General features: G+C 67.2%; 13 protein-coding genes. 1 reads left to right on the top strand and 12 read right to left on the bottom strand.

Annotated elements, in window-relative coordinates; translation table 11 throughout:
- Window positions 1-37 precede the first annotated feature (37 nt).
- Together ABE485_RS09990 and ABE485_RS09985 are read right to left on the bottom strand one after the other, a co-directional pair.
- Complete coding sequence (locus tag ABE485_RS09990) at window positions 38-1030, bottom strand: FecR domain-containing protein (protein WP_346515135.1); 993 nt, start codon at window positions 1028-1030, stop codon at window positions 38-40.
- A gap of 6 nt (window positions 1031-1036) precedes the next feature.
- Window positions 1037-1537 (bottom strand): sigma-70 family RNA polymerase sigma factor, encoded by a 501-nt coding sequence (locus tag ABE485_RS09985; protein WP_346515134.1) that lies wholly within the window; start codon window positions 1535-1537, stop codon window positions 1037-1039.
- 323 nt (window positions 1538-1860) lie between these two features.
- Between ABE485_RS09985 and ABE485_RS09980 the strand changes: the two genes are divergently transcribed.
- A complete protein-coding gene (locus tag ABE485_RS09980) occupies window positions 1861-3882 on the top strand; it encodes an alkyl/aryl-sulfatase (RefSeq protein ID WP_346515133.1) in 2022 nt (673 codons plus the stop codon).
- 42 nt (window positions 3883-3924) lie between these two features.
- On the opposite strand, the gene ABE485_RS09975 is transcribed toward ABE485_RS09980, so the two are convergent.
- The 10 genes from ABE485_RS09975 to ABE485_RS09930 all read right to left on the bottom strand — a co-directional run bounded on the left by ABE485_RS09975 (window position 3925) and on the right by ABE485_RS09930 (window position 13325).
- Window positions 3925-4923 (bottom strand): hypothetical protein, encoded by a 999-nt coding sequence (locus ABE485_RS09975; protein ID WP_346515132.1) that lies wholly within the window; start codon window positions 4921-4923, stop codon window positions 3925-3927.
- A gap of 272 nt (window positions 4924-5195) precedes the next feature.
- Complete coding sequence (locus ABE485_RS09970) at window positions 5196-6518, bottom strand: tetratricopeptide repeat protein (RefSeq protein WP_346515131.1); 1323 nt, start codon at window positions 6516-6518, stop codon at window positions 5196-5198.
- A gap of 135 nt (window positions 6519-6653) precedes the next feature.
- A complete protein-coding gene (locus tag ABE485_RS09965; RefSeq protein WP_346515130.1) occupies window positions 6654-7436 on the bottom strand; it encodes a hypothetical protein in 783 nt (260 codons plus the stop codon).
- A 272-nt stretch (window positions 7437-7708) separates the two neighbouring features.
- Window positions 7709-8944: a pyridoxal phosphate-dependent aminotransferase gene (locus ABE485_RS09960; protein ID WP_346515129.1), complete on the bottom strand. Its 1236-nt coding sequence runs from the start codon at window positions 8942-8944 to the stop codon at window positions 7709-7711.
- Between the two features lie 29 nt (window positions 8945-8973).
- Window positions 8974-9327: a RidA family protein gene (locus ABE485_RS09955; RefSeq protein WP_346515128.1), complete on the bottom strand. Its 354-nt coding sequence runs from the start codon at window positions 9325-9327 to the stop codon at window positions 8974-8976.
- Window positions 9324-10247, bottom strand: coding sequence for an NAD(P)-dependent oxidoreductase (locus ABE485_RS09950; RefSeq protein WP_346515127.1), 924 nt, complete (start codon window positions 10245-10247; stop codon window positions 9324-9326). The genes ABE485_RS09955 and ABE485_RS09950 overlap by 4 nt, the downstream gene beginning before the upstream one ends.
- Window positions 10244-10978 (bottom strand): GntR family transcriptional regulator, encoded by a 735-nt coding sequence (locus ABE485_RS09945; RefSeq protein WP_346515126.1) that lies wholly within the window; start codon window positions 10976-10978, stop codon window positions 10244-10246. Before ABE485_RS09945 ends, ABE485_RS09950 begins: the two co-directional genes overlap by 4 nt.
- A gap of 17 nt (window positions 10979-10995) precedes the next feature.
- Window positions 10996-11784 carry an amino acid ABC transporter ATP-binding protein gene (locus ABE485_RS09940; RefSeq protein WP_430795410.1) on the bottom strand — a complete coding sequence of 263 codons (789 nt, stop codon included), beginning with the start codon at window positions 11782-11784 and terminating at the stop codon, window positions 10996-10998.
- A complete protein-coding gene (locus ABE485_RS09935) occupies window positions 11781-12446 on the bottom strand; it encodes an amino acid ABC transporter permease (protein ID WP_346515125.1) in 666 nt (221 codons plus the stop codon). The genes ABE485_RS09940 and ABE485_RS09935 overlap by 4 nt, the downstream gene beginning before the upstream one ends.
- Before the next feature lie 12 nt (window positions 12447-12458).
- On the bottom strand, window positions 12459-13325 hold the full coding sequence (locus tag ABE485_RS09930) for a transporter substrate-binding domain-containing protein (RefSeq protein ID WP_346515124.1): 867 nt from the start codon (window positions 13323-13325) through the stop codon (window positions 12459-12461).
- Window positions 13326-13401 lie beyond the last annotated feature (76 nt).

Below are 13401 nucleotides of genomic sequence, written 5' to 3'. Positions count from 1 at the left end.
ATATTTGAAACTCAATGGCAGCCAGTGCCGCCGCGGGTCAACGCGCCAGCGTGACCCAATAGGAGGTGCGCGCCACCACCCGCAGGTCCAGCGTATTGGCCACGACGGCCAGGAGCGCATCGGTGTCGTCCAGTCGGAATACGCCGGACACCCGCAGGCCGGCGACGGCGGGATCGCAGCGCACCAGGCCGGGCCGGTAGCGCGACACTTCCGCCAACAGCGCGTCCAGGCGCATGTTGTCGGCCTCGATCACGCCGCGGGTCCAGCCCGGGGCGCCGGCACGGGCCAGACCACTGCCCGCCCCGCTGCCCGCACCGTCCTTCAAGAAGGCATTCGCGGTGAACCTCACGGTCTCCCCGGCGTTGAAAATGCGCGCCGCGTCGCCGTTCCGCAGGGTTACCGCGACGCGATGCTCCAGGACCGTCAGTTCCGTCATGGCCTGCCCATCGTCCAGGCGCCGCACCACGAAACGGGTGCCCAGGGCCTGCAACCGGCCCTGCGGCGTCTCGACGATGAATGGCCGCGCCCTGCCCGCCTGGTCGGCGGCCGTGCGTACGTAAACCTCGCCGGCCTGCAAGCGCAACAGGCGCGTTTCGTCGGAATAGCGCACGTCCAGGCCGGTGTCGGTGTTCAGGTGGACCTGGCTGCCGTCGGCCAGGGCCAGCCGCTGGTCCTGGCCCACCGCGGTGCGGTAGGCGCCGGCGTCCTGGCCGCCCAGGCGGTAGGTCATCCAGGCGGCCGCCGGCACGGTCAGCCCAAACACCGCCAGCGTCCGCAGTACCGTCCGGCGGCTGACGGCGGGTTCGCGCGTCAGCAGCGGCACGCCCAGCGCGGGCGGCACCGCACTGAACTGCTGTGTCAGGCGCTGCGCCCGCTGCCAGGCAAGCTCGCGCTCGGGGCTGCCGTGGCGCCAGCGTTCGAAGGCGGCGTGGTCGGCCGGGCCGGCGTCGCCGGAGTGCAGGCGAACGAGCCAGCGGGCGGCCTCGCGGATGACCGTGGCGTCCAGCGGCTTGGATTCGGCGGCGCTCACCTTGGGTCAGTGCTCCATCAGGGCCAGGCAGATCTCGAAGCCTTGCGCCATGTAGCGCTTCACGCTGCGGTCGCTCAACCCGGTGCGGGCGGCGATTTCGACGTAGGTCAGGCCTTCCAGCTGCGACAGGACGAACACTTCGCGCGCCTGCGGCGCAAGACTTCCGAGCATGCGGTCCAGCTGTTGCAGGGCCTGGCGCACGCCCAGCAGCATCTCGGGCGAGGCTTCCAGTTCGGGGGGCAGCGCGGCGATCGCCTCCAGCCAGGCGCGCTCGAGCGAACGGCGGCGCCAGTGGTCATTGAGCAGCCCGCGGGCGATGGTGGTCAGATACGCCCTGGGCTGGCGCAGCGTGCGGACTTCTTCGGGGTTGCGCAGCACGCGCAGAAAGGTGTCATGCGCAAAGTCCGAGGCCTCGTCGCCGTGGCCAAGCTGGCGCCGCCACCACTGGCAAAGCCATTCGTAGTGGTTTTCGCAGAGAAGCTGAAGCGGCTGGAGGGGGTTGGACATGCTCGAACGCCCCGACTAGCAGCGCGATGACACAGAAAAGCCGCCTGCCTGGAAGAGCGGCCGGCGGCCAACATGGCGAAGATGATACCAAGAATTGTTCGCAACATCGAGCCGACTGCCAAGGCTGTTGCGCCGACGCCTCTTCCGGGTGGGACGCCACCTGCACCGTCCCAGCCATATCCGGGGATACCCGTAGTTGATTGACCGACACATTCCAGTAGGCTCGAAACCAAGGCGTTGTCCATCCTCAAGGCTCTTCCACTTTCTGGCGGCCAGACCGTTCCCCGCGGCTGGTTCTGATTGTTCCCTTTGGAGTTGACACCATGATGCAAGTCGCACGCGCCGTATCGTCTTCCACGTCATCGCCCGTTCACCGGCGCCGCCTGGCGCCCGCCCTGACGGCGTTGGCGCTGGCCCTGGCGGTGTCTGTCCCCGGCTGGGCTGCGGACGCACCCAAACCCGCCGAACCCGCCACGAAAGACGCCAACGCGGCGCTGCTCAAGGAACTGCCCTTCTCCGACAAAACCTCGTTCGACCTCGCGCACAAGGGCTTTATCGCGCCGCTGCCGGCGGGCATGATCAAGGGCGCCGAGGGCAACCTGGTGTGGGATCCCACCAAGTACGACTTCATCAAGGAAGGCGCGCCGGCGCCGGACACCGTCAACCCCAGCCTGTGGCGGCAGTCGCAGTTGCTGAACATCTCGGGACTCTTCAAGGTCACGGACGGCATCTATCAGGTGCGCAACTACGACCTGTCCAACATGACCATCGTCGAGGGCAAGGAAGGCCTGACGATCATGGATCCGCTGATTTCCACCGAAACGGCCAAGGCCGCGCTGGACCTCTATTTTCAGCATCGCCCCAAGAAGCCGGTGGTCGCGGTGATCTACACGCACAGCCACGTCGACCACTACGGCGGCGTGCGCGGGGTGGTGGACGAGGTGAACGTCAAGGCGGGTTCGGTCAAAATCTATGCGCCGCTGGGCTTCCTGGAACACGCCGTGGCCGAAAACGTAATGGCCGGCACTGCGATGAGCCGCCGCGCCAGCTACATGTACGGCAACCTGCTGCCGCCCAGCGCCACCGGGCAGGTTGGCGCGGGCCTGGGCACCACGACGTCGGCCGGAACGGTGACTCTCATTCCGCCCACCGACATCATCGAAAAGACCGGCGAAAAGCGCACCATCGACGGCCTGACCTACGAATTCCTGTATGCGCCGGGCAGCGAGGCTCCCGCCGAAATGCTGTACTACATCAAGGAAAAGAAGGCGCTGAACACCGCCGAGGACTCCACACACACGCTGCACAACACTTATTCGCTGCGCGGCGCCAAGATCCGGGATCCGCTGGCGTGGTCGAAGTACCTGAACGAGGCGCTGGCGCTGTGGGGCGACGACGTCGAAGTGATGTACGCCATGCACCACTGGCCGGTGTGGGGCAAGAAAGAGGTCCAGGAGCAATTGAGCCTGCAGCGGGACATGTACCGCTACATCAACGACGAAACCTTGCGCCTGGCCAACATGGGCTACAACAAGGAAGAAATCGCCGAACAGGTCAAGCTGCCGGACACCATTGCCACCAAGTTCTCGAACCGTGGCTATTACGGATCCGTGAACCACAACGTGCGCGCCACGTACGTCCTGTACCTGGGCTGGTTCAACGGCAACCCCGCCACCCTGCACACGCTGCCGATCCAGGAGGCTTCCAGGCGCTACGTGGACATGATGGGCGGCGTGCCGGCCATTCTTGCGAAGGCCCGCGACTACTACAAGAAGGGAGACTACCGCTGGGTGGCGGAGGTCGTGAACTACGCGGTCTTCGCCGAGCCCGACAACCAGGAGGCCAAGAACCTGCAGGCGGACGCGCTGGAGCAGATGGGCTACCAGGCCGAAAGCGGCCCGTGGCGCAACTTCTACCTGACCGGCGCCAAGGAACTGCGCGAAGGCGTGCAGAAACTGCCCGTCCCGGACACAGCCAGCCCCGACACCGTGCGCGCGATGACGCTGGATATGCTCTTTGACTACTTCGCCGTCCGGCTGAATCGCGAAAAGTCCGCGGGCAAACACGTCGTGCTCAACCTGGATTTCACGGACACTAACCAGAAATACACGCTGGAAATGGTCAACAGCGTGCTGAATCACACCGAGGGCAAGCCGGCCAAGGAGCCCACCGCCAGCATGGCGCTCAGCCGCGAGACGCTCAATCGCATGATGCTCAAGGAAATGACGCTCAAAGAGGCGCTCGACAAGGGCGACGTGAAGGTCAGCGGGGATCAGCAGAAGATCACGGAGATGTTCGCGTCGCTGGACAACTTCGAGTTCTGGTTCAACATCGTGACGCCGTAAGCGGTGTCGGGGCTGGTCTGGCAGCCGGCCCCGCCTCCCGTCTCAGAAGCTGACGGCCAGGCCCACGGAAAAGCCCCGCACGTTGTTGCCGAAGACATAGCGCCCCACCACCCGGGTCCGCGTAATGATCATGTCGTACGCGCTGGAGTCCAGTTCCAGGCCCGCGCCGACCGACGTCAGCCGGTCGAATCCCAGGATGCCCTTCTGGTCGCCCAGGAACTCGGAATGCGTCAGTTCCAGCACGTAGCGCAACGGGCGGTCCAGCATGGTGATGCCGGTGGGCGCGCGGTAGCGGGCCCAGAGATTGGCGGATTGCGCGATCGCGTTGCCCTGCACCGCCGCCGAACTGTCGAAGCTCTTGAGGCGGATGTCCGAATAGCGCAACTCCACGTCCACCTCGTATCCCGGCCGGTAGTGCTCGTAGTCCAGCATGATCGACCCGCCCAGGCCATAGGCGTTCAGCGAGCCCCGGTCCAGGAAGTCGATGTCGCGGCCCGTCACCTGCCCCACGTACCAGCTCGCCGCGCGCAGGTCGCTCGTCACGTTGCCCAGGGCGAAGTTGAAGATGGGCCGCAGCTTCAGCTCGTCGGTCAGCTTGAAGTCCCAGCCGATGCCCCCCGTGGCCGACACGCTGTTCCATTTGGTGGGAATCTTGCGCTGCTCGGCGCCCTGGGTGGCGATGAAGGTCGGGTCGTAGCGGCTGCCCGCCAGCACGCCTTCCAGATAGATGGGAACGGATTTTGAAATCGTGTCGCCGCCGCCCAGCTGCGTCATGAAGAATTCGGTCGAGCCGGAGGTGGAGCCTGCGCCGCTGCCGATGTTGAGCGAGCTTGTCGTGATGTCGGGAACGATGGAAAAAGACATCAGCGCCAGCACGCCGTTGGCGCGCTTTTGCAGGTCGTCCTGGCTCAGGCGGACCCCTTGCTGCGCCTGCGTGGAGGCGGCGAAGAGGCAGGCCGCCAGGGCCCAGGCCCGCCCTGCCGCCAGCCGGCTCAGTCGGGCGCCTGCCCTTCCCGCGTCATCCCTTTTGCCCGGCGTCATCGGGATCAGCCATGGATTGACACAGGGGAACCCGCAGCGGCGCGAAGCACACCAGCGCCGCAGGGGCAAGGAGAAGCCAGTCGTTCATGTTGATACCCCGCGCGGAATCGGTGTTGACCAGGCACGACAGGAAAACAGAACTCGGCCCGGGAAGCGGAACCGTCCCGGGGCTGCCCATGATATCCCAAGGGAAACGCCAATTCGCGCCGCCGACGCGGACATGGCAAATGCGCGACACTTGCGCGCCGCGCCTCCTCGCGCCGTGCGCCGGTCTACAGCGCGGCGGCCCGTGACGCCAGCTTGCGGTTGCCTGCGCTGGCGGGCTTGAGCGCCATGCGTTCCGCCGTCAACGCCTTGGCCAGCGCGCGCGCGCCGTCCCGCAACGCGGCTTCCACGAGGGTCAGCGCCAGCACGTCGCGCTGGGCATGGCTGCCGCCGAAGCGATGCGCGATGAGACGCACGTCGCGCAGCAGGTCCACGGCCAGCGCGTAGTCCTCGCGCACGAAGGCGACCAGCGCGTGCGCCACGGGCAGGCCGACGTCGCGGGTCATCATCGCATTGGTGCCCCCGCCTTCGGCCGCGGCCTCCATCGCTTCGATCAATGCCTGCGCGGCCGCGCCGTCGCCCGCGCCCAGGTAGGCCATCAGGGCGTGGACGTCATTGAACGCGTAATACCCGGCGCCGCCGCGTTCGCGCCACACGTCGGCCAGCTGGCGCCAGCGCGGTCCCACGTCCACGCCGCGCAGCAGCAGGCGCCACAGCATGGCGGAGGCGTCGATCAGGTCCAGGACCTGCCCGGTGGAACCTTCGCGCAGCCGTTCGTCGTACAGGGCCAGCACCTTGTCGATTTCATCGCGGTCCAGGCGGAACAGGGCCAGATGCCACCAGTTGTGGATCGCCAGCATGTTGTCGGCGGACCAGTCGTCACGGCGTCCGTCCAGCCACGCAATGCCCTCCTCCACCCGCCCCTGCATCTCCAGCACGTGGGCCACCGCGTGGACCGCCCAGGGGTCGCGGACATTGAGTTCCAGCGCGCGCCGGCCCTGCGCTTCGGCCTGGGCGTACAGATTGGTCTCTTCCAGGCCGAAGGCGTGCATGCCCAGCACGTAGCCATAGTCCGGCATGGAGCGGTCCCAGGCCGGAAGGATGCCGGCCACGCGGTCGCGCAGCATGCTCGAACGGCCCAGCAGGAAATCGCCAATGTGGCCCACCTGCAGCGCCAGCGTGTCGTGGGGATGGTCGATGAGGATGTCGGCATAGCGGCGCAAGGCGTTGGAGAATTCGCCGTTCAGCCAGGCGCGGGCGGCGGCGGTGTGACGCCGTTCGCGTTCGTTGGCGATGTCGTACAGGCCTTCGGCGGCCTCCACGCTGTCGCGCAGCAGCGGCTCCACGCATTTGTCGCTGGCCGTGATCATCATGCCCGCGCGCAGCAGATGGCCCATGACGAAGACCGGGTCGTCGGCCAGCGCCTGGTCGATGATTCCCAGTGGATCGCCGTAATAGCCATGGAACAGGGACTGCGCCCGTTCATAAGCGTCCATGGACGCCTGTTCATCGGTTGAAACGGGATTTCCCCGCACATCGCTCAGCGCCATGGTGGTCTCCCTGGGTGACGCTCCGCCCCGCGACGGGCTCTGCTGATGTAAGCACGGAAGCCGCGGCGCGGCAAAACGCAGTTTCTCTAGTGCGGCTGCACCGGATCGCGTCCTTCGCTGGGGCCAGGGCGCCGGTCAGCGCGCCGGCCCGGGCGGGTCCACCATGGACTGTCGCTGCGCCAGCAACAAGGCGTCGCTCTGGTCGATCCGGATGGTGCCGATCCTGGGAAACTCGAAATCGATGATGATGTACAGGGCGGCGGTCATGACGACCGCATAGATGGCCTGGTGCAGCAGGGCATTGCGCTTGGACGCGGCCAGGTTCACGCCTACCAGGCAGGCGCAAACCAGCGCCAGGAAGCCGAGAAAAACGTAGGTCGCCAAGGGCGGATGCACTTTCTGGGCAGCGGTAAGGCTGGTGGCGGAGTCGAACATGTCGTTGACCGCCGCAATGTACGACGCCGCGTACGGCGGCACGGCATTGCGCGTGGCGGCGATGGACGTTCTCCAGATGTCCTGCTGCAGCGCGCCGGCCTTGGCCGCGATGGCGCCCCGGTGGTCCAGATCCGCGACCTCCCGGTCATACAGGATCCGCTGGTCCACGTAGTTCCTGAATTGCTCCCGGAGCCTGGGCTGGTCGTCCGCGTTGAGCAGGTCGATGCGCAGCCACGCGGTTCCGATTGCGTTCACTTCCTGGATCAGGAGATTGCGCCGTTCGGCCATGCGCTGGGCCGCGCCGGAAAACGTGAAGGCCACGAGCAGGCCCAGCAGCGCGAAAACCGAGGCTTCGATGGCCGCAACGCCTGCCCCGCCCTTTTCGTCCAGATTCCGCCCGAAAGCCTTGCCGATCGCCATGGCCAGGAAAAGGCCGATGAAAAACAGCACCGCCAGGCCCGCCAGAAGAAACGAATAGTTCATGTGAACTCCGCATGTCCAGTCAAGTCTTTGATTGAGGCTTGTGTCGAGGCCGTCCGGCGCCGCCGGCGGGACCATGCAGCATGGTCCGGGACAACAATAAGTGGATTCGGGCACCCTGACAACGGCTGTTGCGCGGTTGAAACGGGCCCCCTCGGGGTGCGGCGGCGCCCGGCGTCCATGCCAAAGGCCGCCAATGGGGGTGCCCTGGCGGGATCCTGGAAAATGCGGAGGAAGGCACAGGGGCCGGCGCGCTGGGGCCGGCCCCCTCGAGGCTACCGCAGCGCGCGGACGGCGTTGGCGATGCGATCCATCGCGATCTTCAACTGCGACAGCGAGGTCGCATAGCTGATCCGGAAATACGGCGCCAGCCCGAAGATGCTGCCCGGCACCACGGCCACGTCGGCGTGGTCGAGCAGATAGGCGCAGAAGTCGGCGTCCGTCTCCAGGCGCTTGCCCTGCGGCGTCGTCTTGCCCAGCACGCCGGCGCAGTTGGCGAAGGTGTAGAACGCGCCTTCGGGACGCCGGCAGCGGATGCCTTCGATGGCGTTCAGGGCGTTGACCACCAGGTCGCGGCGTTCCAGGAAGGACGCGCACCTTTCGGCCAGCACGTCTTGCGGGCCGTTCAGCGCCTCGATGGCGGCGGCCTGGGTCACCGAGCACGGGTTGGAGGTGCTCTGGCTCTGCACCACGGCCATCGCCGCGATCAGTTCGCGGGGGCCGCCCGCGTAGCCCAGGCGCCAGCCCGTCATGGCATAGGCCTTGGACAGGCCGTTGACCGTCAGCGTGCGGTCCAGCAGCCGCGGCTCGACCTGCGCCATGGTCTTGAAGGCGAAGCCGTCATAGACCAGGTGCTCGTAGATGTCGTCGGCCAGCACCCACACGTGCGGATGGCGCAGCAGCACGTCGGCGATGGCGCGCAGGCGCGCTTCGTCGTAGGCCGCGCCCGAGGGGTTGGACGGCGAATTGAGCATCAGCCAGCGCGTGCGCGGCGTGATGGCGGCCTCCAGGTCGGCCGGATCCAGCAGAAAACCGTTTTCCTCGCGGCCCGGCACCTGCACCGTCTTGCCGCCGGCGATGGTGATCATGTCGGCGTACGAGGTCCAGTACGGGGTGACGACGATGACTTCGTCGCCCTCGTCCAACGTGGCCATCAGCGCGTTGTGGATCACCTGCTTGGCGCCGGCGCCGGCCGTGATCTGGTCCAGGCCGTAGGTCAGGCCGTTTTCGCGCAGGAACTTGGCGGCGATGGCCTGCTTCAGGGCCAGGGTGCCGTCGAGCAGCGTGTACTTGGTTTCGCCGGCCTCGATGGCGCGCACGGCGGCGGCCTTGACGTTGTCCGGCGTGTCGAAATCGGGCTCGCCCGCGCCCAGGACGATGACGTCGCGCCCTTCCCGCTTGAGCTGGGCCGCGCGCGCGCCGATGCGCAGGATCTCGGAGACCTCGATGGCGGCGATGCGCCGGGCCCGGCGCAGGGGCGCGGCGGGGGCAAATGCTTCGGTATGGGACATTTGATCTGTTTCCTGCGGATGGAAGGCCCTCAGCGGGCCGCCGTGACCATGATCTCGACGAGGATGTCCGGCGCCGCCAGATCCAGCGCGCCGCAACAGCGCGCGGGCGCCTGGCCCGGGACGATCCACGCATCATAGACCGCATTCATGCCGGCGAAATGCGCCATGCTGCTCAGCCAGATGGTGACGTTCAGCAGGCGGGACTTGTCCGTGCCCGACTCGGCCAGCATCTGGTCGATCGCGGCCAGCACCTGGCGGGTCTGGCCGCCGATGTCCTGGCTGCGGTCGGCGGCCGTGTGGCCGGCCAGATAGACCGTGTCGCCATGGATCACGGCGCGCGACCGGCGCGTGTTCTGGTCCAGGCGGGTGATGGGCTGGCTCATTGCTGCGCTCCCTGGCCCGACACGCGGCGGCAGTGGTTGAGCGCGGCCTGGACGAGATTGTCGCTGGCTTCGGGGGTGCGGAAGGCGGAATGGGCGGACAGCGTCACGTTGTCCAGCTCGTACAGGGGGTGCTGGGCCGGCATGGGTTCGACGTCGAACACGTCCAGGCCGGCATGGCCGATCTTGCCGCTGCGCAGCGCGGCGATCATCGCGGCTTCGTCGACCAGGGCGCCGCGCGCCGTGTTCACCAGGATGGCGCCGTCGCGCATGCGGGCGATGCGCTCGGCCGAGATCATGCCGCGCGTTTCGTCGTTGAGCAGCAGGTGCAGCGACACTGCATGGCTCTGCGCCAGCAGCTCGTCCAGCTCGACGAAGGTCACGCCGGGATGCGACTTGGGGCTGCGGTTCCAGGCCAGCACGTTCATGCCGGCGCCCTGGGCCAGGCGCGCCATTTCGGCGGCGATGCCGCCGAAGCCGACCAGGCCGAGCGTCTTGCCCGTCAGCTGGACGGCATCGGTGCGCAGCCAGTTGCCGGCGCGCATGCCGCGGTCCATCTTGGCAAAGCCCTTGGCGCCCGCCCACAGCAGCGCGAAGGCGCATTCGGCCACGGCGGTGTCGCCGTAGCCCTTGATGATGTGCACTTCGATGCCCAGTTCGGCCAGTTCTTCGGGGTTCATGTACGAGCGTGCGCCGGTGCCGAGGAACACCACGTGTTTCAGGGCCGTGCACTGGCGGGCGATGGCCGTGGGCAGGTGGGTATGGTCGACGATGATGATCTCGGCATCGCCCAGGGCGGCCGGAATCTGTTCGGACGTGATGTCCGGCTGGCGGTTGATGCGCAGCGCGGGGTCGGCGGCCAGGTGCAGGCGTTCGGCCACGGCGGCCAGGGTGGGATTGGCGTCGATGAAGACAGCTTTCATGCGGATTTCCTGTTCAGAGAGTCGCCGGGCGCGCGGGCGGTTTCGGCGTAATCGGCCAGCGCATTGCCCATGTAGATCTCGGCATAGCCGAGCCGGGTGAGTTCGATCAGGTGATCGAGGTGATGGTTGATGTGGTGGCGCATCAGCGCCTCCACGTGGTCAAGGTCGCGCGCCATCAGGGCGCGCACGATGTCCGGATGGTCGTTGCGGGTGTGCGAGCGCCGCGCGCGCAGGTCCATCCAGCGCGCAAAGCGCAGCCGCTCGTTGAGCGACCGCACCGAGCGCAGGAACTCGGGGTTGTCCGCCAGCGTCGCAAGGCGCTCGTGGAAGGCCTCGTCGCGCCACAGCAGCCCGATCGCCTGGGCGTCGGTGTCGGGCTCGTCGCGGTTTTGCTCCGCGCTGGCCAGCAGTTCGGCCAGCGCCTCGTCGCTGGCCCGCGCACAGACCAGCCGCACCACGCCCAGTTCGACCGTGGCGCGATACTCGTACAGCGAGAGCAACTGCTGGGCGTCCAGCGCGCGCATCGTGAAGCCGCGCGTCGGCGTGGCGATCAGGAACCCTTCCGCCGCGACGCGCGCCAGGGCTTCGCGCACCGGCGTGCGCGACACGCCGAGCTGGCGCGCCAGCTCGACCTCGTTGATGCGTTCGCCCGGGCGCAGGCGGAACGTGGTCGCCATCGCCTTGATGCGTTCGTAGATGGAGGCCGGCGAGCCCGGCGGCGTGTCGGTCATTGCGTCTGCGGCTGGGTTCAGAAGGCGGCCTGCTTGTGGAAGCGTTCAAGGAACGCCTTGAGGCGCTCGTGCCGGGGCCGCTGGAAGATGTCGGACGGAGAGCCGATCTCGGCCATTTCGCCGCCCAGCATGAAGCCCACGCGGTCGGACACCTCGGCGGCAAAGGCCATTTCGTGCGTGACCAGCACCATGGTCATGCCGTCGGCGGCCAGGTCCTTCATCACGGCCAGCACCTCGGATACCAGTTCGGGGTCCAGCGCCGAAGTGACTTCGTCGAACAGCATGATGTCCGGCCGCATGGCCAGCGCCCGGGCGATCGCCACGCGCTGCTTCTGGCCGCCCGACAGGCGGCTGGGAAAGGCATCCACCTTGGACGCCAGCCCGACCTTGTCCAGCAGCGCGCGCGCAAGCTCGGCGGCCTCGTCGCGCGCCATGCCCTTGACCTGCACCGGCGCCTCGGTGACGTTGGCCAGGACGGTCATGTGCGGGAACAGGTTGAAGTGCTGGAACACCATGCCGACGTCCCGGCGCAGGTCGGCCGCCTGGGCATCGCCGATGGCGGGCTGGCGCGGTCCGAAGGCAAAGGCATGGCCGGCGGCTTCCAACTGGCCGGACTCGGGCATCTCGAGCAGGTTCATGCAGCGCAGGAAGGTGGACTTGCCGGAGCCGCTGGCGCCGATCAGGGTCACGACCTCTCCGCGAGCCACGTCCAGCGACACGCCCTTGAGCACGTGGTTGTCGCCGAACGACTTGTGGATGGCGGTGGCGCGCAGCATCGGCGCGCCATCGATGGGATTGGCGTTCATCGGTGGGCTCCCAGGCGTTTTTCCAGACGGGTGGCGCCCAGCGTCAGCGGGAACAGCACCACGAAATACAGCACGGCCACGACGGTGTAGACCTCCAGCGGCCGGTAGATGGCGGCCGTGATCACCGAACCCTGATACAGCAGGTCGCCCACCGCGACGGTCGAAACCAGCGAGGTGTTCTTGAGCTGCAGCACGGTCTGGTTGATGAGCGAGGGAATCATCACGCGCACGGCCTGGGGCAGGATGAGGCGGCGAAAGATGCGGCCGCGCCGCATGCCCAGCGCCCTGCCCGCTTCCCACTGGCCGCGGTCGACGGCTTCGATTCCGCCGCGGAAGATCTCGGCGTAGAACGCGCCGCCGTAGAGCGTCAGCGTCAGGAAGCAGGCCATGCCGGGCGACATTTCCATCTGCACCAGCACCGGCAGCGCGTAATACATCCAGACCAGCTGCACCAGCAAGGGCGTGCAGCGGAAGATCTCGATGTAGGCGACGATCGGAATGGAAACCCAGCGCGGGCCGGTGGTGCGCAGCACCCCGGCCACCAGGCCGATGGCCAGGCCGGCCAGGGCCGTGGTCACGGTGTAGACCACCGTGATCCACAGGCCTTTGCCGATCAGGGCCGCGTAGGGCGTCAGCGCCCCGAAGTCCCAGGAATATTCCATGCCCCGCCCGCCTCAGAATTGCACTTCGGGCGGAATGTCGGCCTGTTGCACCCCAAGTTCGGCCAGGCCTTCGATGAACCATTCGCGGGTCGTTCCCATGGCGCGGTTGTAGTCGGCCCAGACGCTCAGGAAGTCGCGCCAGCGCTTGTCGCTTTCCAGGCGCACGGCGATGTTGGTGGGCATCGTCAGGACCGGGCGCGGAATCGCGATTTCGCCCAGGCTGGGGTTCTTCTTGAGCATGGGCAGCGCCAGGATGGCCAGCACCACGTTGACGTCGGCCCGGCCGGTCGACACCGCCATCACGGCTTCGTCGCGGGTCTTGAAGGCCAGGATGTTGGCTTTGGGCGCATAGCGCCGCGCGATCAGTTCATGCGACGAGCCCATGTCCACGGCGATGCGGACCTCGGGCTTGTTCAGGTCGTCCCAGGTGGCCGGCTTGGGATAGCCCTTGCGCGTGACCGCGGTGAACGAGTGCACCAGGATGGGCGTGGCGAAGTCCACCATCAGGGCGCGTTCCGGCGTCGGATTGACGGCGAAGGCCAGATCGATCTTGTTCGATTGCAGGTCCAGCACCTGGTTGCCCCAGGTGGTTTCCACGACCTGCACCTTGGCATTGAGCTTGGAGGCGATATCCGCGGCCATTTTCAGGCAGGCGCCGGTCCAGGTGCCGTCGGCCAGGTTCTTGGTGAAGTAAGGCGCCTGCCCCACCACCACGCCCATGCGCAGCACGCCGCTGGAACGGACGCGGTCCAGGGTGGATCCGTTGGCTGGGGCGGCCGGCGCGGCCTGCGCCAGCGCAGCCTGCGGCAGGACACTGGCGGCGCCCGCGGCAACGGCGCCCAGCATGGCGGTACGGCTCAACAACTCTCTGCGTTTCATTACGTGTAACCCCTTGAATAGTCACGGTATATGCCGCCCGCCGGGGCATCCGGCGGGGGTAGCGCGGCGCCTTAGT

This window comes from Achromobacter spanius (assembly GCF_039673305.1).
Taxonomy (GTDB): domain Bacteria; phylum Pseudomonadota; class Gammaproteobacteria; order Burkholderiales; family Burkholderiaceae_B; genus Achromobacter; species Achromobacter spanius_F.
Note: the sequence above shows the minus strand (reverse complement) of the source record. Positions and strands in the feature narration are given on the sequence as shown.

Coding starts and splice junctions, on each gene's coding strand:
- ABE485_RS09930 (WP_346515124.1), bottom strand. CDS start 13,325: ATGAAACGCAGAGAGTTGTTGAGCCGTACCGCCATGCTGGGCGCCGTT.
- ABE485_RS09935 (WP_346515125.1), bottom strand. CDS start 12,446: ATGGAATATTCCTGGGACTTCGGGGCGCTGACGCCCTACGCGGCCCTG.
- ABE485_RS09945 (WP_346515126.1), bottom strand. CDS start 10,978: ATGACCGACACGCCGCCGGGCTCGCCGGCCTCCATCTACGAACGCATC.
- ABE485_RS09965 (WP_346515130.1), bottom strand. CDS start 7,436: ATGAACTATTCGTTTCTTCTGGCGGGCCTGGCGGTGCTGTTTTTCATC.
- ABE485_RS09950 (WP_346515127.1), bottom strand. CDS start 10,247: ATGAAAGCTGTCTTCATCGACGCCAATCCCACCCTGGCCGCCGTGGCC.
- ABE485_RS09955 (WP_346515128.1), bottom strand. CDS start 9,327: ATGAGCCAGCCCATCACCCGCCTGGACCAGAACACGCGCCGGTCGCGC.
- ABE485_RS09970 (WP_346515131.1), bottom strand. CDS start 6,518: ATGGCGCTGAGCGATGTGCGGGGAAATCCCGTTTCAACCGATGAACAG.
- ABE485_RS09975 (WP_346515132.1), bottom strand. CDS start 4,923: ATGACGCCGGGCAAAAGGGATGACGCGGGAAGGGCAGGCGCCCGACTG.
- ABE485_RS09985 (WP_346515134.1), bottom strand. CDS start 1,537: ATGTCCAACCCCCTCCAGCCGCTTCAGCTTCTCTGCGAAAACCACTAC.
- ABE485_RS09940 (WP_430795410.1), bottom strand. CDS start 11,784: ATGAACGCCAATCCCATCGATGGCGCGCCGATGCTGCGCGCCACCGCC.
- ABE485_RS09980 (WP_346515133.1), top strand. CDS start 1,861: ATGATGCAAGTCGCACGCGCCGTATCGTCTTCCACGTCATCGCCCGTT.
- ABE485_RS09960 (WP_346515129.1), bottom strand. CDS start 8,944: ATGTCCCATACCGAAGCATTTGCCCCCGCCGCGCCCCTGCGCCGGGCC.